Annotated in this window: 17 protein-coding genes; 4 read left to right on the forward strand and 13 right to left on the reverse strand. The window is 64.2% G+C overall.

All coding sequences use genetic code 11. The features are described from left to right. Positions 1-132 precede the first annotated feature (132 nt). Positions 133-951, reverse strand: a complete 819-nt coding sequence (locus tag AX756_RS15540; RefSeq protein ID WP_231701075.1) for an NAD(P)-dependent oxidoreductase — start codon at positions 949-951, stop codon at positions 133-135. After that, positions 948-2,258 carry a DUF8689 domain-containing protein gene (locus AX756_RS15545; protein WP_068313428.1) on the reverse strand — a complete coding sequence of 437 codons (1,311 nt, stop codon included), beginning with the start codon at positions 2,256-2,258 and terminating at the stop codon, positions 948-950. The genes AX756_RS15540 and AX756_RS15545 overlap by 4 nt, the downstream gene beginning before the upstream one ends. Positions 2,259-2,390: 132 nt before the next feature. Here AX756_RS15545 and AX756_RS15550 point away from each other — a divergent pair, with 132 nt between their 5' ends. Continuing rightward, positions 2,391-4,004 (forward strand): hypothetical protein, encoded by a 1,614-nt coding sequence (locus AX756_RS15550; RefSeq protein ID WP_068313431.1) that lies wholly within the window; start codon positions 2,391-2,393, stop codon positions 4,002-4,004. Here AX756_RS15550 and AX756_RS15555 read toward each other — a convergent pair. From AX756_RS15555 to AX756_RS15580, 6 genes are all read right to left on the reverse strand, one after another. Further along, entirely contained in the window at positions 3,992-4,492 is a 501-nt protein-coding gene (locus tag AX756_RS15555) for a prepilin peptidase (RefSeq protein WP_438938408.1), read from the reverse strand. The two genes, AX756_RS15550 and AX756_RS15555, sit on opposite strands and share 13 nt — an antisense overlap. 7 nt (positions 4,493-4,499) lie before the next feature. Continuing rightward, positions 4,500-5,348, reverse strand: a complete 849-nt coding sequence (locus tag AX756_RS15560; RefSeq protein WP_068313435.1) for a tetratricopeptide repeat protein — start codon at positions 5,346-5,348, stop codon at positions 4,500-4,502. A gap of 29 nt (positions 5,349-5,377) precedes the next feature. Continuing rightward, positions 5,378-5,944: a tetratricopeptide repeat protein gene (locus AX756_RS15565; RefSeq protein WP_068313437.1), complete on the reverse strand. Its 567-nt coding sequence runs from the start codon at positions 5,942-5,944 to the stop codon at positions 5,378-5,380. 214 nt (positions 5,945-6,158) lie between these two features. Then, entirely contained in the window at positions 6,159-6,701 is a 543-nt protein-coding gene (moaB, locus tag AX756_RS15570; protein ID WP_068313438.1) for a molybdenum cofactor biosynthesis protein B, read from the reverse strand. A gap of 3 nt (positions 6,702-6,704) precedes the next feature. Beyond that, on the reverse strand, positions 6,705-7,334 hold the full coding sequence (locus AX756_RS15575) for a LysE family translocator (RefSeq protein ID WP_068313441.1): 630 nt from the start codon (positions 7,332-7,334) through the stop codon (positions 6,705-6,707). Continuing rightward, complete coding sequence (locus AX756_RS15580; protein WP_068313444.1) at positions 7,331-8,146, reverse strand: uracil-DNA glycosylase; 816 nt, start codon at positions 8,144-8,146, stop codon at positions 7,331-7,333. Before AX756_RS15580 ends, AX756_RS15575 begins: the two co-directional genes overlap by 4 nt. 203 nt (positions 8,147-8,349) lie before the next feature. On the opposite strand from AX756_RS15580, the gene AX756_RS15585 reads away from it, so the two are divergent. Both AX756_RS15585 and AX756_RS15590 read left to right on the forward strand, forming a co-directional pair. Continuing rightward, positions 8,350-9,843, forward strand: coding sequence for an efflux RND transporter periplasmic adaptor subunit (locus AX756_RS15585; RefSeq protein ID WP_068313447.1), 1,494 nt, complete (start codon positions 8,350-8,352; stop codon positions 9,841-9,843). Positions 9,844-9,846: 3 nt separating this feature from the next. After that, positions 9,847-13,263 carry an efflux RND transporter permease subunit gene (locus AX756_RS15590; RefSeq protein WP_068313450.1) on the forward strand — a complete coding sequence of 1,139 codons (3,417 nt, stop codon included), beginning with the start codon at positions 9,847-9,849 and terminating at the stop codon, positions 13,261-13,263. 26 nt (positions 13,264-13,289) lie between these two features. On the opposite strand, the gene AX756_RS15595 is transcribed toward AX756_RS15590, so the two are convergent. Beyond that, positions 13,290-14,147, reverse strand: a complete 858-nt coding sequence (locus AX756_RS15595; RefSeq protein ID WP_156461517.1) for a protein-disulfide reductase DsbD domain-containing protein — start codon at positions 14,145-14,147, stop codon at positions 13,290-13,292. Positions 14,148-14,231: 84 nt separating this feature from the next. Between AX756_RS15595 and AX756_RS15600 the strand changes: the two genes are divergently transcribed. Next, positions 14,232-14,807, forward strand: coding sequence for a YqgE/AlgH family protein (locus tag AX756_RS15600; protein ID WP_068313453.1), 576 nt, complete (start codon positions 14,232-14,234; stop codon positions 14,805-14,807). Positions 14,808-14,811: 4 nt separating this feature from the next. Here the strand turns inward: AX756_RS15600 and AX756_RS15605 are convergent, their stop codons facing one another. From AX756_RS15605 to AX756_RS15620, 4 genes are all read right to left on the reverse strand, one after another. After that, complete coding sequence (locus tag AX756_RS15605) at positions 14,812-15,591, reverse strand: TIGR02186 family protein (protein WP_068313456.1); 780 nt, start codon at positions 15,589-15,591, stop codon at positions 14,812-14,814. A 2-nt stretch (positions 15,592-15,593) separates the two neighbouring features. Further along, positions 15,594-16,517 (reverse strand): sulfite exporter TauE/SafE family protein, encoded by a 924-nt coding sequence (locus AX756_RS15610; protein WP_068313458.1) that lies wholly within the window; start codon positions 16,515-16,517, stop codon positions 15,594-15,596. A gap of 100 nt (positions 16,518-16,617) precedes the next feature. After that, on the reverse strand, positions 16,618-17,532 hold the full coding sequence (locus AX756_RS15615; RefSeq protein ID WP_068313462.1) for a sulfite exporter TauE/SafE family protein: 915 nt from the start codon (positions 17,530-17,532) through the stop codon (positions 16,618-16,620). A 107-nt stretch (positions 17,533-17,639) separates the two neighbouring features. Further along, a complete protein-coding gene (locus tag AX756_RS15620) occupies positions 17,640-18,650 on the reverse strand; it encodes an ABC transporter permease (RefSeq protein WP_068313465.1) in 1,011 nt (336 codons plus the stop codon). Positions 18,651-18,652: the final 2 nt, after the last annotated feature.

Raw genomic sequence — 18,652 nt, forward strand, 5'->3', positions numbered from 1 at the left:
CCGCTGACGAAGACTAGACAGAATCGCGAACACGAAAGCAATTGGGATCTTGCACCCTTGAGAGGTCGCGAAGCAGAACAACATTCGGATTGATACGGCGTCCGAGCAGCGGGGCACCCCTGTCGGGCGGTTTCAGCTTCGGCGGCGCGGTTCCAGCGCCCGGATCACTCGGCGGACCTCTTCGGGCAAACGCGTGTTGGCAGAGAGGGGGGCGGCATCGAGCGCAGCGGATACGTCCTTGACGAGAATGCCGATGGAATTGTCTTCCGACCAGCCGTCGCGGGCGAACTCGATCGTGTCCATGCCGCTGGCGAGCCAGTTCTGGCCAGAGGAGGTCTCGATCAGGGCCAGCAGGCGGCGTTCGTCGAGGCCAGTGGCGTCGGCCCAGTCGAGCACCAGACGGGTCATCGCCGTGTGAGAAGCGGCGAGCAGGTTGTTGAGCACCTTTGCCTGTGCACCGTTTCCGAATGGCCCCATACGGTGGAAATGGGCACCCATCGCGTCGAAGAGCGGTTGCAGACGGTCGAGTTCCGCTTCCTCGCCGCCGAGCATGAAGCTGAGCCGTCGTTCCTGCGCGGCGATGCGGGCGCCGGACATGGGCGCGTCCACCAACCGGACGGAGTCGGGCATCCGCTCCGCGAGGCCGCGCACGTAACGCGGCGAGAGGGTGGAGGAAATGATCAACGTTTCGAGGTCGCGGGCGCGCTCGGCAAGCCTGCCATGGCCGAAGAGCACATCATCGGTCTGTGCCTCGTCGCGGACGACCGTGATGAGAACGCGTAACCCCTCCGCGACGCGCGACGGATCGTCGGTAACCGGAACGTCATCAACGACGTTTTCGGGCGCAATGTCATAGCCTTGCGCGTCAAACCCAGCGGCGCGGAGGGCGGCGAGCATCGGGCCACCCATGCGGCCACAGCCGGCAAGGGCGATGGGTCCAGGTTGCGTCAATGCTCGATATGCTCCTCCTTGACGAACATGTTCTCCCATGCGCGGTCGATCAACTCCGGGGTCATCTGGTTCGGGATGCCCTCGTATTGGCAGATCGAGATCATCTGGTCGACCAGAAAGATCGGCTGGTAGTTGGCATAGACATTGTCGATCGTCGGGTACTTTTTCCGCAACAGGTGGATCAGCGTGTCCTGATCCAGCGGCATCTTTCGCTTCTTGGCGACCATGGCGAAGATCTTGAGGAAATCCTCCTGCTCCGGCCCGTCGATCTTGATCTTGAAGAAGATCCGGCGCAGCGCCGCCTTGTCGAAGATCTCGTTGGGGTGGAAGTTGGTGGAGAAGATCACCAGCGTGTCGAAGGGAACCTCGAATTTCTCCCCCGATTGCAGGGCGAGGATGTCCTTGCCCTCCTCCAGCGGTAGAATCCAGCGGTTGATCAGGGCCTGGGGCGGATCGGCCTGACGACCGAGGTCATCGACGATGAAGATCCCGCCGGTGGATTTGAGCTGCATCGAAGCCTGATAGGTCCGCGCGGTCGGGTTGTAGACGAGATCGAGCATGGAGAGTGAAAGCTCGCCGCCGGTGATCACGGTCGGGCGTTCGCAGCGCACATAACGCGTGTCGAAGCGATTGCTCGAACGACGGAGTGCGTTGGGATCGTCAACCTGCTCTTCCGCCGCGGAATGCACGATCGGATCATAGACCGTGATCACCTGGCCGGCATATTCAACGGCCCGCGGGATGTAGATCTTGTCGCCCATTGCGTCACGGATACCGTTGGAGATCGAGGATTTACCATTGCCCGGCGGACCATACATAAGGATCGAGCGGCCGGCAGAGACCGCCGGGCCGAGTTGACTCAGCAGGTCTTCAGGAAGCACGAGATGCCCCATGGCGCCGGTCAGCTGGTCGCGGGTGATCTGGATATTGCGGATCGACTGGCGTTTGACCTGCTCGCCATAGACCTCCATCGGGACCGGCATTGCGCCGAAATACTCCGATTGCGACAGCGCGTCGAGCGCACGCGCCTTGCCGGCATCGGTCAGTTGGTAACCCATCTCGCCGCCGGAGTTGGCGTGCAGCGTACCGGTCGCCTCGACCAGCTTCTGGACGCGGGCCATGTCGACCAGCTCCTGCGTCACCGGGATCGGCAGGCAGACGGCGCGGGCAAGTTCCGTGACCAGTTCGAGGTTCTTGCGGAAAATGGTCTTGAGCAGGATGTCCCGCATCATCACCAGGGGCAGTTGCATTTCATCCAGACGTTTCGGCGCGGGAGGCGCCATCACGTTTCCGACTTCCATGTTCATTGCGTCACCTGTTCGCCTGTTCCGAAAACTATTCCGATTTTGCCCGGAAATGGTCATGTTAGCCTGCCAAGCCACGGACATTGCAAAAGATGCTGTGCCAATGTGGCCAAAAAAGGGAAAATGAGAGCAGAGATGCAGACACGTAAGGGTATTGTCGCCTTCAGCCTTTTCCTCGCGGGTTTCTGGGCGCTTCTGGCAGGCGCACTTCTGGCCAAGGGCGGTTTTTATATCGGCAAGCATGAGGGGGACACGATCCACCTGGCCGATCTTGTCCTGCGGCAGGCTGCCGGAGAATGGGCACATCTGGATTACATGACACCGATCGGCGTTCTGGCAACCGCTCCGATGGCCTTCTTCGCGGCACAGGGCATGGGGCTGGGCATGTCGATCCTCGCGGCACAGGCGGCGGTGGGCGCCTTGCTGCTGGTGCCGATCTGGTGGATCGGTGTCACCCGGCTGCAAGCGGGTTGGGCCATGCTTTACGGCGCAATCTGCCTCGTGATGACCATGGCGCTGGTTCACGGTGAGCCGCTGCCGGGCATCTCGATCTCCATGCATTACAATCGCTGGGCCTGGGTGCTGTCCTTTCTGGCGATCGCGACGGTGCTGCTGCCGCCACAGGGGCGCGGCACGGGCAGGGCGGGGCGCGTAGCCGATGGGCTGATCCTGGGTCTCTGCGTTGCTGGCCTGGCGCTGATCAAGGTGACCTATGTCGCGGCCTTTCTGCCTGCGATTCTCGCGGGGCTGTTGATCCGGCGCGACTGGCGCGCTCTGAAGACGGCGCTGGTGGCGGGCCTGCTCGTCATTCTGCTGCTGACGATCCTTGCCGGGCCGGGTTTCTGGCTGGCCTATTTCGGCGACATGATCTCGGTCGCGACCGAGGGCGACCGGCTCTATCCGCAAGCGAGCCTGACCGGGGTGATCATCGCACCGGCCTATCTCGGTGGCTCCTTCCTTGCGATCTTCTCGGTGATCCTGCTGCGCCAATGCGGACGGCAGGAGGAAGGGCTGATCCTGCTTCTGCTGGTGCCGGGGTTCTTCTATGCCACCTTCCAGAATTTCGGCAACGATCCGCAATGGATGTACCTGCTGGGCGTCCTCATGCTGGCGCTCCGCCCGGAACCCGGCGTTGAAAACGGCTGGGGCTGGAACATGCGGCTTGCGGTGACGCTGGCGGCCTGCGCGGCCTTCGCGCTCTCGCTGCCCTCGGCGCTCAACCTCACCTTCAGCCCGTTCCGGCATCTGGCGCTAAACCCGGCCGAGTATGACCTGCTGCTGCCGGCCAAACCGGAACATGATGACATCTTCTTTGCCAAGGAGCGAAACGAACGGCCCTATGGTGAGATCAGCCGACCACTTGCCGGCGCCGATCTGGAGGATCCTCCGGTGATGTTGCTGGGCGAGCAACTGCCGGTGTGCGCGCTGGAGCGTGGGACAGTCACCTATCTCGATGCGGTCGGGCGCGAGATCGAGGCGGCGGGCTTCGCCGGGCGCGCGATCTATCACGCGGACCTGATGTCTGGGATCTGGCTTTTCGGAGACTTCCAACGCCTGCACGGGGCCGCGCCGTGGCGGTATTCCGGCCTGCCCGGGTTCGAGGAAGCGGAATTCCTTCTGGTGTCGTTCTGTCCAATCGTTCGCGTGTCTCGCGACGGAATTCTTAGCGAGGTGGCCAAGACGGGCGTGGGGCTAGCAGAAGTCTATCGCGGCGATGACTTCCTGCTGCTGGAGATTCAGCGGCCGTAGACCACGCCAAGCGCGAGATAGAGGATCAGCATCCAGCCGAGCGCAAGGCCCATGGGAAAATCCTTGCGCTCCCAGCTCTCCCAGTGCGGAGCGGCCCGCCTTATCGCGGGAATGGCGCGCATGGTGCGATGAACGACCAGGGCGGCCAGCGAACAGGCGACATAGATATAGCAGAAGGTCGCGGCATCGCCGAGCGCCACGAAAGGCGCCATGACGGCGGCGAACTTGGCGTCGCCTGCGCCCATCAGCCCGATCATGTTGAGAATGAAGCCCGCGAGCAGCACCACCACGAGGTGCAACCATTGCCATGCGTAGGTTTCCAGTGGCAGAGCCAGCGGCCCGATAACGAGATAGACGAAGAACAGGGCCATGACGGCCTTGTTCGGGATCTTCATGCGCGCCATGTCGTTCCAACCGACCCAAAACCCGATCGGAAGGGCGAAGGGCAGGAACCACGTCGCCGCGCTGGATGGAATGTCGAGCATCATGCCGGGATTAGACCCCGTCGAGCGCGTTTAGGCTGTGAACGGCGGCTTCGAAATGCTGCGGATGGGTGTCGATGGCGTCCTGGAGAAGGGTGCGCCCAATCGAGGTGTCGCCATGCTTGATCGCGGTGAGCCCGGCCGTGTGCAGAAGCTGCGCCCGCTCGACCTGGGTCATCTCGACGATCGGCAGTTGGTAATTGCGCTGCGCGCCGCGGGCCAGCACCAGGTTGTTCTTGGCCGTGTACAGGTCCGGCTCGTATTGCAGCGCTTCGCCAAAGAGCCGCTCGGCCTCACGGTAGTCGCCGCGGGTGAGCTTGGAATAGCCCCAGTTGTTGAGCGTGGAAGCCGGTTTGGTGGTCAGCCCGACGGCGATCTCGTAGAAGCTGTCGGCTTTCTTCCATTCCTTGTTGCCATCGGCGACCATGGCTTCGAGCTTGTAGCGTTTGAAGGTCTCGTGGGTGGGCGGGACCTTGTCGAGCATGGCTTCCGCCTTGTCCCAGTCGCCAGCGCGGATGAGCGCGTCGGCGTAATCCACGCTGTCGGAATTGGTTGCCTCCGGCATCGCGACGACCTTGGCCCAGACGGTGGTGGCCTCGGTGTTATGCTTGGCGCGCACGAGCGATTTCGCGAGGTTGCGCTGCAGGTCGATACGTTCCGGGTGCTCCGCGGCTGTTCGCTTGTAATAGGAGACCGCCTCGTTGGCATCGGCTGCCGTAAGCATTAGGTCGCTGAGGTTGCTTTCGTCGATCACGTTCACGCTCTGGATGGCGCGATCAACCTCGCTCTCGCCGGCCTTTTGACAGGCCGAAAGCGCCAAGGCAGTGCCAAGGCACATCGTGACAAGGGTAATTTGGCGCATTTTTGCGTCCTTTTACTGCTCGTTCTGCCTCAAGGTGTCGTCAGGATACGGTATTGCCCGCTTCCCCTGCGCACCAATTCAAATTCTTCTTGTTGCTCGGAAGTGTATGCAGGATTTTCAAGTTTTGCGAGCGCGAGCTGCAAGTTTTCCTTGATTTCGACACTTTCGCCACTGTCGAGGGCGAAAGCGGTCTGAAAGGTGCGCGCGGCCTCGCCGAATTCTCCCTGTTCCATCAGCACCACGCCGAGATTGTTCCAGGCGGCGGCGAAGCGCTCGTCCTCGTCGATGGCGCGGCGCAGCATGCGTTCGGCCTGGCCCAGCCGCCCGAGCTTGAGATTTGCCGAGCCGATGGCCGAGAGCACATCGGCCGAGAGCCCGTGATCAGCGGCTGCGCGGTAGTATTCCTTGAGCGCCAGCTCGTACTCGCCCGCTGCCATCAGGCGATGGCCGACAATCAGCCCGTCAACGGCGTCACGACTTCCTTCGACGCCGGCCGGCGCCGGAGGGCCCTCGTTGAGCGCTTTCAGGCGCGGGTCTTCCCCGCAGGCGGCAAGCACCAGCAGAAGGGGCAGAACCAGAAGGGCAGGGCGCAGCATCAAGACCTCGGGAATGCGTGGAGTGTTTCGAGTTTGACCGCTTGCATGGGTTCGGCCAAGAGAAGTGGAGCCGCAGCCCGCCCATAGTCTTCCGTGTGTGGCAGATGCGGCACCCCCTCCGGGCGTAGCCGCGCGCAAAGCGCGCGGCAGAAGATTTTTCGTGAGAAATCTTGGGGTCCTGTTGCCTGCGTTTGGAGGTCATGAGCAGGTTGCGCTATTTGCGGCGTTTGTGTTCTTCCAGCCGTGGAAAGATTTCGACGAAATTGCAGGGCCGGTGGCGGTAGTCGAGTTGCGGTTCGAGGATCTCGTCCCAGCCATCCTTGCAAGCGCCGGGCGAGCCGGGAAGCGCGAAAAGATAGGTGCCGCGAGCCACGCCGGCGCAAGCACGTGACTGCACAGCCGAGGTGCCGATCTTCTTCATCGAGACGATGGTGAAGATCGTGCCGAAGGCATCGATTTCCTTTTCATAGACATCACGGTGGGCCTCGACGCTCACATCGCGCCCCGTAAGCCCCGTCCCGCCGGTAGAAATGACGACATCGACATCCGGGCTGTCACACCATGCAGACAATTGCGCGGCGATCTCGGCGCGTTCATCGGGCAGGATCTTGCGATCGGCGAGGATATGTCCGGCCGCCTCGATCCGGGCGGCGAGCGTGTCGCCGGAGCGATCCTCGGCAAGGCCGCGGCTGTCGGAGACCGTCAGGACGGCGATACGGACGGGGATAAATTCCTTGGGCGCATCTGGGCTGTGCATGGTCTAGCTTCGCTCCATGAAGGCCAGCCTTGCGGCCAGCGCGGTGAAGACCCCGGCCGTCGTCCAGCGGAGCGCGCGGGCAAAACGGGGCGAATTGGCAAGCCGGCGGCCAAGGCTTCCGGCAAAGACACCGACCAGCCCGTTGATCACGAGCCCGCCCGTGGCGAGGATCAGGCCGAAGATCAGGAATTGCGGCAGAATGGCGCCGCGGGTGGGATCGACGAATTGCGGCACGAAGGCGAGCACGAAAAGGATCACCTTGGGATTGGTCAGGTTCACGAGCAGGGCTTGCCGGAAGGCCCGGGAAGGGGCGAGAGCCGGGGCTTTCGCGTCTGGAACCGGGCCGGTTTGAAAAGCGCCATAGGCCAGCCACAGCAGGTAGCCGACCCCGAGCCAGCGGATGATGTCGAGCAGCGCGGGCTCGGCCGCGACCAGCGCCGAGAGGCCCAGCCCCGCCGCAGCGGCGTGAAAGAAGGCGCCGAGCGCGATGCCGGCATCGGCGGCCAGTGCCGCGCGCGCGCCCCCGCGCAGCCCCTGGGCGAGGCAGAACATCATGTCCGCCCCCGGCGTCAGGTTGAGCGCCAGCCCCGCCGGCACGAAGGCCAGCAATGTCAGCGGATCGACGGGAATCATGGCTGTTCTCCGCGTTTCAGCCGGGCCTTGAGCGCCAGAAGGTCGGCCCATGCCTCGCGCTTGGCCGCTGGGTTGCGCAGCAGGTAGGCCGGGTGAAACATTGGCAGCGCCGGCAGACCCAGCACTTCGGACCAGTTGCCGCGCAGCCGGGTAATTCCGCGCCGCCCGAGCATGGCCTGACAGGAGATATTGCCCATCAGCACCAGCAGATCCGGCGAGACAAGCTCGACATGGCGCTCGACAAAGGGCTTGAGCATGGCGATTTCTTCCGGCTTCGGGTCGCGGTTCTGCGGCGGGCGCCAGGGCAGGATATTGGTGATGTAGACGGCGGCCTCCGCGTCGGTCGCCTCGCGCGACAGCCCGATTGCGGCAAGCATCCGGTCCAGCAACTGGCCTGCGCGACCGACGAAGGGACGGCCCTGGATGTCCTCGTCGCGGCCCGGCGCCTCGCCGATGATCATCACGCGGGCCTGCGGGCGACCATCGCAAAAGACCAGCGAGCGCGCGCCATGTTTCAGCTCGCAATGATCGAAAGCCGCGAGCGCCGCCGCCAGCGATTCCAGCGAAGAGGCGCCCGAGGCCATCGCCCGGGCATCGCCGATCGGGTCGGCCTTGATCGGCACGGGGGGCGGCGTTGCCTTCGCCGATTCTGGCGTTGCCGCTTGCGCCGGCGCCTTGGCCTTTTGTTCGGCGGCGGCAGCGCTCAGCGCATAACGATCCAGCGGATCCTCACCAATAGCCATATCCGCGCCCATCGCGATCTGGAAATCGAGGGCGGCAAGGGCGTCATATGGCGAAAGATCCTGAACCATGGGGATCTTGCTAGCCGATTGCAAAGGAGTCGGGAAGGGCGGCCGAAACGGGCGGATGCGATGAAGTCTTTGGCAGTGATCGGCATTGCGCGCGACGGAACGCGCGCTCGCGCCCGTAACAACACCGTGGGTTTGCGCAAATGTCGTTTCAGTCTAGGTAGAATCGTCGCAGCATCGGTTGCATCAGTTAAAAAGGTCCAGCAATGCAGTTTCTTCGGCGGTCCCTTGTCGGGCTGTTCCTGTTCTCGGTCACCATCGGGATCCTGATCTATGCCGGTATTGTCTTCAACGATGCCGTGCAGGAGATGCTGGCGCGCGAATCCCGCCAAAGACCCGCACAGGAGCGGATCATGCCGGTCAACTCGGTCGTGATCGAAGCCGGAACGGCCACGCCTGTGATCACGGCCTTCGGGCAGGTGCAGAGCCGGCGCATCCTTGAACTGCGCGCCGGGGCGGGCGGACGCATAGTCGAACTGCACGATCAGTTCGATGCCGGCGCCACGGTCGAGCAGGGCACGCTGCTTGCGCGAATCGATCCAACCGACGCGCTCTCCGCGCTGGAGATCGCACAGACCGAACGGGCCGAGGCCGAGGTCGAGCTGCGCGACGCGGAACGCAACCTTGTCTTGGTGGGCGACGAACTGGTCGCTTCCCGCGCGCAGGCGCGGCTTCGCAGCCAGGCGTTGAAACGCCAGGAAGACCTCGCCAATCGCGGTGTCGGGACGGAAGCGGCCATCGAGACGGCGGCGTTGGCCGAGGCGAGCGCCAACCAGGCGGTGGTGGCTCGCCAACTGGTCGAGGCCGCGGCGGAAAACCGGGTGGAACAGGCGCGCAGCCGGCTGGAACGCGCGCGCATTGCGGTGGCCGATGCCGAACGACGGCTGGAAGACACCAAGGTTTATGCCGCCTTCACCGGCACGCTGGCGGGGGTGGATGTTGTCGAGGGCGGGCTCGTCTCGCAGAACGAGCGGCTGGCCACGCTGATCGACCCGACAGCGCTGGAAGTGGATTTTCGCCTCTCCACCACGCAATACGCCCGCCTTCTGGACGAGGCGGGAACGCTGATCAACGCGCCGGTACAGGCCACGCTGGATGTTCTGGGGCTTGACCTGCAGGCGCAGGGGCGGATCTCGCGCGTGGATGCGCTGGTGGGCGAAGGACAGACCGGGCGGCTCATCTTTGCCCGGCTCGACAGTTTCGCAGGCTTCCGGCCGGGCGATTTCGTGACCGTGCAGGTGCGCGAGCCGGAACTGACCGATGTCGCCGTGCTGCCGGCCACGGCGGTGGATGCGGCCAGTTCGGTTCTGCTGATCGGTCCGGAGAAACGCCTCTCGGTGGCCGAGGTGGAGGTTCTGCGGCGGCAGGGCGACGAGGTGATCGTCTCGGTCGGCGCGTTGGGTGGCCAGCGCATCGTGGCGGAGCGGACGCCACTGATCGGCCCCGGCGTTCTGGTGCGGGACCTGACGGCGCAGGCGGAGGAACGGCTGGAGGAAGGCGGGGCTAAGGATGCCGGCGGTTCGAAGGACGGCTCCGAGTTGATCGCGCTGACGCCAGAGCGCCGCGCGGCGCTGATCGCCGCTGTCGAAGGCAACGCGCGCATGCCGGCGGAAGCCCGCGCGCGCGTGCTTTCGCAGCTCAAGCAGGAAAAGGTGCCCGCCGGCGTGGTCGAGCGCATCGAAAGCCGGATGGGGGGCTGATCCATGGATGGCAAGGACACCGCGCCGCGCGGGCTGCTCTCCTATTTTGCCCGCCACGCGACAGCGGCCAACCTGCTGCTGGTGCTTCTGATCGCGGCGGGGCTGTTTTCCCTGCCACGGATGCGCGCGCAGTATTTTCCCGACGTGATTCTGGACGAGGTCAACGTCAATGTCAGCTGGGACGGGGCGGGTGCCGATGACGTCGACACCGCGATCGTCGAGCTGTTGCAGCCGGTCCTGCTGGCCGTCGACGGTGTCTCTTCTTCCTATTCCAGCGCAAAGGAAGGCTCTGCGGCGATCACGCTCGAATTCGAGCCGGGCGTGGATATGGGGCAGGCCGCCGAGGATGTGCAGCAGGCCATCGACACGGTGACGACAATGCCTGACGACGCCGACGATCCGGTCGTGCGACGCAGGGCATGGCGCGACAGGGTGTCGGACGTGGTGATTGCGGGACCGGTGGGTGTTGGCTTGCTGGCCGAGTTCACCGACGAATTCGTGTCCCGCCTGTTCACCGAAGGGGTGACGCGAACCACCATCCGGGGGGTGGCCGCACCACAGGTCATTGTCGAAGTGCCGACCCTGGCGCTCGTGCGCCACAATGTGACCATGGCCGAGATCGCCGATGTCATCGCCGGCGAGGTCGCGGCGGACCCGGCCGGTGATGTGAGCGGCGCCAATGCCCGCGTACGAACGGGGCGCGAGAAACGCTCCGCCGAGGAGATTTCCGGCATCACGCTGCGAACCTATGATGACGGCTCGCGGCTGACCATCGGCGACGTGGCCACCATCCGGGTGGAGGGGGTTGACCGCAACCGCACCTATTTCCGTGGCGCCGATCCGGCGATCTCGGTCCGGGTGGACCGCTCCGCACAGGGCGATGCGCTCGATATCCAGGCAAGGGTCGAGGAGGTGGCACGGGAAATGATGCTCGGCCTGCCGGAAGGGGTGACTATCGAGCTGATCCGGACGCGCTCGGAGGCGATTTCCGGGCGCATCGCCGTGCTGCTGGAAAATGCCCTGACGGGTCTGGTGCTCGTCGTCGGCCTGCTCTTCCTGTTCCTGAATGCCCGCACGGCGATCTGGGTGGCAGCCGGCATTCCCGTGGCGCTCTTCTCGGCCATTGCGCTAATGTACGCGGCGGGCCTGACGCTCAACATGATGTCGCTCTTCGCGTTGTTGATAACGCTCGGGATCATCGTGGACGATGCGATCGTCGTGGGGGAGCATGCCGATTTCCGGGTTCGGCGGCTGGGCGAGGCGCCCATGGTCGCCTCCGAACGGGCGGCGCGGCGGATGATGGGGCCGGTCTTCTCGGCCACGATCACCACCATCATCGCCTTTTCCGGCCTGACACTGATCGGTGGCTTCTTCGGCAACCTGATCAAGGAAATCCCCTTTACCGTGATCGTGGTGCTGATCGCCTCGCTGGTAGAGTGTTTCCTGATCCTGCCGAACCACCTGGCGCATTCGCTGCATGCCGCGAGCGAACGCGAGGCATGGTATGACTGGCCGTCGCGCATGGTGAACCGGGGCTTCTCCTGGTTCCGGCACAACATCTTTCGCCGGGTCGTCGCCTTTGCGCTCTGGGCGCGCTACCCCGTGCTGGCGGTCTTGGTGCTGATCCTGTCCACGCAGGCGGCCAAGATCGTGAACGGCGATGTTCAGTGGCGTTTCTTCAGCGCGCCCGAAGAGGGATCCGTGTCGGGCAATTTCGCCATGGCGCCGGGAGCCAAGCGGGAGGATTCGCTGGTCCAGATGCGGGCTTTCCAGGCGGCTGTGGAGGCGCTCGACACCGAATATGGCGAGACATATGGCACCCGGCCTGTCCTTTATGCGTTGGCTGAAGTGGGCGGCAATACCGGTCGCGGGCTCGCAGGGGCCGATACCAAGGATGCCGACCAGCTCGGCTCCATCGCCGTCGAGCTGATCGACCCGGACCTGCGCCCCTATTCGAGCTTCCAGTTCGTCTCGGATCTGCAGGACCGCGTCGAACGTCATCCGCTGGTGGAGACGATCTCCTTCCGGGGGTGGCGCTCGGGGGGCGGCGGCGATGCGCTCGACGTGCAGTTCTTCGGGGCAGGCAACGAGACCCTCAAGGCCGCCTCGGAGGCCCTCAAGACCGAGGTCGCGCGCTTCGGCGAGGTCTCTGCGGTGGAGGACAACCTCTCCTATGACAAGGAGGAGATGATCCTTGAGCTGACCGCGCAGGGCGCGGCACTCGGCTTCACCATCGACGAGTTGGGCCGCGTGCTGCGCAACCGGCTGAACGGGATCGAGGCGGCGACCTATCCGGTAGGACCGCGCAGCGCCGCGATCCGGGTGGAACTGCCGGAAGACGAGCTGACGGCCGATTTCCTGAACCGGACCCAACTGCGAACGCCGGCGGGCGAATATGTGCCTCTGGCCGATGTGGTCGAGGTCTCGCGACGTACCGGCTTCTCGACGATCAACCGCGAGAACGGCATCCGCGTGGTCTCGGTCACCGGCGACATCTCCGAGGACGACCCGGCACGCGCCGAAGAGATCGTGGAGATTCTGCGCAACGATATCCTGCCGGAGATCGCCGAGGCACACGGGGTGCAATGGCGCCTGTCGGGGCTCGCCGAGCAGGAGCAGGATTTCCTGACTGACGCCTTCGTCGGCTATGGGCTGTGCCTTATGGGGATCTACCTGACGCTGGCCTGGGTGTTCTCGAGCTGGACGCGGCCGGTGCTGATCATGGCGGTGATACCCTTCGGGCTGATCGGAACGGTCTATGGGCACCAGGCATGGGACATGCCGCTCTCCATGTTCACGATCATCGGGCTCATCGGCATGTCCGGTATCATCATCAACGATTCCATCGTTCTGGTGACGACGGTGGATGAGTATTCCCGCGACCGTGGGCTTGTTCCGGCGGTGGTCGACGCGGCGGCGGACCGGCTCCGGCCGGTGCTGCTGACGACGCTGACAACCGTGATTGGCCTGACGCCGCTGCTCTACGAGCCGTCCCGGCAGGCGCAGTTCCTCAAGCCGACAGTGATCACCCTCGTATATGGGTTGGGCTTCGGCGTGGTGCTGGTGCTGCTGATGGTCCCGGCGCTTCTGGCAGTGCAGAAAGACGTGCAGCGGCAGGTGCAGGCGCTGCGCCGGGCGCTCAGCGAACGGGGGCGCACGGGGATGGTGAACGCCCTGACCTGGGTCGCCCTGCTGGCCGTGGTGGCGCTTCTGGCCGCGACCTTCGGCAGCTTCCTGAAGGACGGGGTCATCTGGCCGCCACTGGCCGGGTTGTTGCCATTCGAAGCGACCAGCCCCCTGGTCGTTTTGCTTGTATTTCTCGCGGGTAGCTGGGCGATCACGACCGGGCTCTTCCTGCTCGGAGCGTTCTGGATGCTGGTCTCCGGGCGCAGGAAAGAGGCCGTCAAGGGCGCCGCCTAGGACCGCGCACTTCCGTTTGCTGAGCTCTAATTCGTGGTGCAACCTCGAATATCGACGGAATTCGTCGAGCCGATCACGGTAAAGCGCAGGGCGCTGCGGCTCAGCGCCATTGGCTTGCCATTGGGCGGCACGAGATCGGCCTGAACGGCCAGCGCATTGCCCTGCCGTTGGACCTCCGGCTCGGAGACCCAGATCCGCGGATCGCCGGCCTCGACCATGGCCACTTCCTCGCCCTGCAACCGGGGCATCTCGATCCGGGCCGAGAGTCGCAGCCCGTCGGAAATCGGCGACAGGTCACATGTGACATCGCGCACGCCGGCCCGGTTGGCCGGGCGGGGACGGTTCGCAAGGGCCGTGTGAATCTCGGGGTCGAAATGGCCGGGGCCCTCCAGCATCGCATCAACCGTCAGATGCGCCGGCATGCAGATCGTTTCGCAAACGCCGAGATCGACCTCTCCCTTGAGGCGAATCGGCGCGCCGGCATTTTTCGGGTGAAGCTCGATGGGCAGGATCAGCTCGTCCTTGTAGCCTATAGAGCGCAGTCCATAGCTGGTGAAAACCTGGGGGCTGGGCCAGTGATAGCTGACGCCTTGCAGGTTTTCCGAGCCCGACCAGTTGAAGACGGGGGGAATGCCCGCATCGCCGGGCGCGCGCCAATAGGTCTTCCAGCCGGGCGTCAGCGTGAGGTGCAGCGCGGCCATCCGTGTGCCGTCCTTGGTCATCCAACCCTCGCGTATCTCGGCCTGGACGACGTTGTCCGGCAACCCGCCGGCCTGTCCGGCAAGGGGCAGGAGCCCGGCAAGCGCTGTTGCGAGGGTGAGGGCGGTGTTGCGAATGCGGGTTCTGCTCGTCATGGCGCAGAGCATATGCAGCGGGTTCGCCATGGGAAATCACATAATGGCGACGGATCGCCTCCGTGTGTTCACGGCCACTTGTCCCCGGCGAAATCCACCCTCATTGTTGATCCCATGCAAGAGCTCTACCCGCCAATGGACCTGTCCGGAAAACTGTTGATCGCCATGCCGGGCATGGGCGATCCCCGGTTCGATCATTCCGTCATTTATATCTGTGCCCATTCGGAGGAAGGGGCGATGGGGTTGATCATCAACCAGCCGGCAGCGGATCTGGCCTTTGGCGATCTGCTGGAACAGCTCGACATCGACACCAGCGACGAAAGCCTGCCGACCCAGATCCATATCGGCGGACCGGTTGAGCATGGCCGCGGGTTCGTCCTGCATTCGGGAGAATACGACATTGCCGAATCGACGCTCCGGGTGGATGCGGATTTCGGCATGACGGCGACGCTGGAGATTCTGGAGGACATGGCCATGCGCCGTGGTCCCCGGCTGGCGCTTCTGGCGCTGGGGTATTCGGGCTGGGCGCCGGGACAGCTCGAAGGCGAGATCGCGCAGAACGGGTGGCTCACCTGCGACGCAACGCCAGCGCTGGTGTTCTCAACCGAAAATGACCGCAAGTGGGAAAAGGCGCTCAAGACGCTCGGGATTGATCCGTTGACCTTGAGCGCTGCCGCGGGGCGCGCCTGAGCGTTCAGGAACCGCGCATGTAGCGGAAGGCCGCCGAGGCGCTCCAGCCCGCCGCGATGGCGATGGCCAGCGACAGCAGGCCATAGATCAGCGCCTGGTCCTGTGCGAGATTGTAGACCCAGCGTTCGATCCCGACCTTGCGCACATACAGCACGCGGGTGAAATCGGCGACCACCTGTTCGTTGCGGGTCAGGAAGATCCGGGTGGTGTAGTCGCCTTCGACGAGATTCGCGGGCAGGTTGATATCGGTACGGAACAGCGTCTGGTCGATCACCCGGACACTGTTGGGCAGAACCTCGTAATCGCCGGTGTCTTCGCGGATACGAATCAGCGCCTCGACGAACGCCTCGGAATTCTCGACCTCGCCCGCGTCGCCGGCCGAGCGGACCGCCAGCGGGATCGAGATCGAATGGCGCAGATCATCGGTTTCGGACAGGATATCCTCCAGCGGTCGGGAGGAGGCGATCTTGTAGAGGGTCGGGGCCGAATCGATACGCATCGCTTCGGCATTTATCCAGATCCCGGCGCGGCGGTCCTTCTTGCGAACGGTCACCGACTCCCGCGGACCGGAAACGGTCACGATCACGTCGATCGGATCAAGCACCGGATAGGATTTTGGCCGGCTTTCCTCCGTGTGCTTCACGGCGCCGAAGACGAGGATATGGGAGCCTGCGAAGCTCGCGGTGATGGAAACGCGGCTCTGGCTGAGATCGGCGACGACACTTTGTGCCGCAGCCGGGAGCGCCGTGAACAGGAAGGTGACGATCAGGAGTGCCAGGCGCATGCTCAGTGCCCTCCCGACAGGCCGAGAGAATAGAGCTCGGCGGGTTGCAGCAGCAGGTCCGAGGCGAGCTTGCCGCAGACCAGCAGCACCATGCCCGCAAGCAGCACCCGGAGTTGTTCGGCCTTGAGCTTGGTGCCGATCTGGGTGCCGATCTGCGCGCCCACAACGCCGCCGACCAGCAGCAGGACCGCAAGCGCCATGTCCACGGTGTGGTTGGTCGTGGCGTGCAGCAGCGTCGTGAAACCGGTGACGAGGATAATCTGGAACAGGGATGTACCGACGACGACCTTGGTCGGCATTCCGAGGATGTAGATCATCGCCGGCACCATGATGAAGCCGCCGCCCACCCCCATGATCGCGGCAAGGATACCGACAAAGACCCCCACCAGAACGGGCGGGATCACCGAGATATAGAGCCCGGAGGTGCGGAAACGCATCTTGAACGGCAATGTCTGCACCCAGCCCCGTTGCCGCCGTTTCGGAGGCGGGGCTTTTGCCGGGTTGCGTGCCCGCCGAATCGCGCCGACCGATTCGATGAACATCAGCGTGCCGACAATCCCGAGGAAGAAGACGTAGCTCAGGGTGATCAGCAGGTCGACCTGGCCGAGCGATTTCAGGAAGTTGAAAAGGACGACGCCCAGCCCGGCCCCGATCAGGCCGCCAATCTGCAGCACGATCCCCATCCGGATATCGACCGTTTTCTTTCGCAAATGAGCCAGAACGCCGGAAAAGGACGAGGCAACGATCTGGTTTGCCTCTGTGGCCACGGCCACGGCCGGGGGGATTCCGATGAACATCAGCAGCGGCGTCATGAGGAAACCTCCTCCGACCCCGAACATGCCCGACAGGATTCCGACCATGCCGCCCAGACCGAGGAGCATGAATGCATTGACGGAAACTTCTGCAATCGGGAGGTAGATCTGCATGCCGCAACCCTAGCCGCGCAGCCGCAACCGCGGCAACGGTGCTCACGCCCGGCGCTCGGAAATGTTGTTCCGCCGTTGCCGCGGCGCCCCACGCCTCCGCTCATCGTGCTTCTGCGATGGAATAGAGCTCGCCAGGGCGCAGGGCGAGGTCCATCCCGAGCTTGAGACAGACCGCCAGCACCAGCAGCGCGAGCAGGATTCGCAGTTGTTCGGCCTTGAGCTTCGCGCCGATCATGGCGCCAAACTGGGCGCCTATCACGCCCCCGATCAGCAGGACCGTTGCCAGGAAGACATCGACCGTGTGGTTCGTGACCGCATGCATGAGCGCGGTGGCGCCGGAGACGAGGATCACCTGAAAGAGCGAGGTGCCGATGACGACCTTGGTCGGCATGCCGAGGATATAGATCATCGCCGGCACAAGGATGAAACCGCCGCCGATGCCCATGATCGCCGAGAGCACGCCGACAGCTACGCCCACCAGCACCGGCGGGATCACCGAGATATAGAGGCCCGAGGCGCGGAAACGGCGCTTGATGGGCCATGTGTGGACCCAGTTGCGCTGCCGTCGCACGATCGGCGCGGACGTCTGGTTCTTCGCCCGGCGTATCGCGCCAAGCGCCTCGACGAACATCAGCAGGCCCACCGCGCCGAGGAACACGACATAGAAGAGGGTAATCAACAGGTCGACCTGCCCGAACGACTTGAGCAGGTTGAACAGCCCCATGCCGAGGACCGCGCCGATCAGCCCGCCGCCCTGAAGGGCCAGCCCCATGCGAACATCCACCGTTCCGCGCCGCAGATGGACCAGGACGCCGGAGACCGAGGAGGCCATGATCTGGTTCGCGCTTGTCGCGACGGCCACCGCTGGCGGAACACCGATGAAGAACAGAAGCGGTGTCAGCAGGAACCCGCCTCCGACACCGAAGATGCCCGACAACACCCCAACCATCCCGCCCAATCCGAGCAGGAGGAACAAATCGACCGAGATCTGTGCTATCGGCAGGTAAATCTGCATGCCGCGCTGCTATTCCCGCAGGGGCTTCGTTTCAACAGTCATTTCGGGAATGCCCGATTTGCGTCAGGCCCACCGGCGCCGGGCCGGTGGGCTCAGGAAGGCTACGCTCAGCGTTCCTTCACATATGGCTGGCCACCCGCGCGCGGCGGGATCGCCTTGCCGACGAAACCGGCGAGGATGACCACTGTCAGGATATAGGGCATACTGTCGAGCAGCTGCACCGGCATCTTGAACGGAAAGAGCGCTTCTACCACATCGGTGCGCAGCGCCAGCGCCTGAAGCAGGCCGAAAAGCATGCAGGCGCCGAGCGCGTGCCACGGACGCCATTTGGCAAAGATCAGTGCGGCGAGCGCGATATAGCCGCGCCCCGCCGTCATGTCCTTGACGAATCCGGCTTGCAGGCCCGTGGCGAGGTACGCCCCGGCCAGACCGCACAGGATGCCGACGATGCCGATGGCGGCATAGCGCAACCCGACGACCGAGATCCCGGCCGTATCGACCGCGGCGGGGTTCTCGCCCACCGCGCGCAGGCGCAGCCCGAAGCGGGTGCGGAACAGGATCCACCAGGTCGCCGGAACTGCGGCCAGCGCGATATAGACGAGGATCGAGTGGCCCGAGATCAGCTCGGAATAGAAGAGCTGCAACGGTCCGGCCTCGGCGAGCATCTGGCTCAGCGGCCGGCCCGCGGCCGCGGCATCCGTCGGGCCGATGGCAAAGGGCAGCTCGAGGCCTTCGAAACGCGCCCCGCCGATCAGCGAAGGCGTGCGGCCACCCTGGCTGAACCAGCTTTGGGCGATCAGCACCGTCATGCCGGAGGCGAGGAAGTTGAGCGCCACACCCGAGATCAGTTGGTTGCCCCGGAAGGTGATCGAGGCGAGGCCGTGGATGAAGGCAAAGACCATCGAGGCCGCGATGCCGGCCAGAAGGCCCAGCCAGACCGATCCGGTGGTGTAGGCGAAAGCGGCCGAGAAGAAGGCCGAGATCAGCATCTTGGCCTCAAGCCCGATATCGAAAATGCCTGAGCGTTCGGAGAAGAGACCGGCCAGACAGGCCAGCAATAGCGGCGTGGCCAGCCGGAGCGTGGAATCGAGCACCTGGATGAGAGTGGAGAAATCCATCG

The organism is Aliiruegeria sabulilitoris (genome assembly GCF_001558155.1).
Taxonomy (GTDB): Bacteria; Pseudomonadota; Alphaproteobacteria; order Rhodobacterales; family Rhodobacteraceae; genus Tropicimonas; species Tropicimonas sabulilitoris.

Excerpts from the sequence above, each read along its gene's own strand:
- AX756_RS15545 (WP_068313428.1), bottom strand. The coding sequence starts at position 2,258 with ATGAACATGGAAGTCGGAAACGTGATGGCGCCTCCCGCGCCGAAACGT.
- AX756_RS15550 (WP_068313431.1), top strand. The coding sequence starts at position 2,391 with ATGCAGACACGTAAGGGTATTGTCGCCTTCAGCCTTTTCCTCGCGGGT.
- AX756_RS15555 (WP_438938408.1), bottom strand. The coding sequence starts at position 4,492 with ATGATGCTCGACATTCCATCCAGCGCGGCGACGTGGTTCCTGCCCTTC.
- AX756_RS15560 (WP_068313435.1), bottom strand. The coding sequence starts at position 5,348 with ATGCGCCAAATTACCCTTGTCACGATGTGCCTTGGCACTGCCTTGGCG.
- AX756_RS15565 (WP_068313437.1), bottom strand. The coding sequence starts at position 5,944 with ATGCTGCGCCCTGCCCTTCTGGTTCTGCCCCTTCTGCTGGTGCTTGCC.
- moaB (WP_068313438.1), bottom strand. The coding sequence starts at position 6,701 with ATGCACAGCCCAGATGCGCCCAAGGAATTTATCCCCGTCCGTATCGCC.
- AX756_RS15575 (WP_068313441.1), bottom strand. The coding sequence starts at position 7,334 with ATGATTCCCGTCGATCCGCTGACATTGCTGGCCTTCGTGCCGGCGGGG.
- AX756_RS15580 (WP_068313444.1), bottom strand. The coding sequence starts at position 8,146 with ATGGTTCAGGATCTTTCGCCATATGACGCCCTTGCCGCCCTCGATTTC.
- AX756_RS15585 (WP_068313447.1), top strand. The coding sequence starts at position 8,350 with ATGCAGTTTCTTCGGCGGTCCCTTGTCGGGCTGTTCCTGTTCTCGGTC.
- AX756_RS15590 (WP_068313450.1), top strand. The coding sequence starts at position 9,847 with ATGGATGGCAAGGACACCGCGCCGCGCGGGCTGCTCTCCTATTTTGCC.
- AX756_RS15595 (WP_156461517.1), bottom strand. The coding sequence starts at position 14,147 with ATGGCGAACCCGCTGCATATGCTCTGCGCCATGACGAGCAGAACCCGC.
- AX756_RS15600 (WP_068313453.1), top strand. The coding sequence starts at position 14,232 with ATGCAAGAGCTCTACCCGCCAATGGACCTGTCCGGAAAACTGTTGATC.
- AX756_RS15605 (WP_068313456.1), bottom strand. The coding sequence starts at position 15,591 with ATGCGCCTGGCACTCCTGATCGTCACCTTCCTGTTCACGGCGCTCCCG.
- AX756_RS15610 (WP_068313458.1), bottom strand. The coding sequence starts at position 16,517 with ATGCAGATCTACCTCCCGATTGCAGAAGTTTCCGTCAATGCATTCATG.
- AX756_RS15615 (WP_068313462.1), bottom strand. The coding sequence starts at position 17,532 with ATGCAGATTTACCTGCCGATAGCACAGATCTCGGTCGATTTGTTCCTC.
- AX756_RS15620 (WP_068313465.1), bottom strand. The coding sequence starts at position 18,650 with ATGGATTTCTCCACTCTCATCCAGGTGCTCGATTCCACGCTCCGGCTG.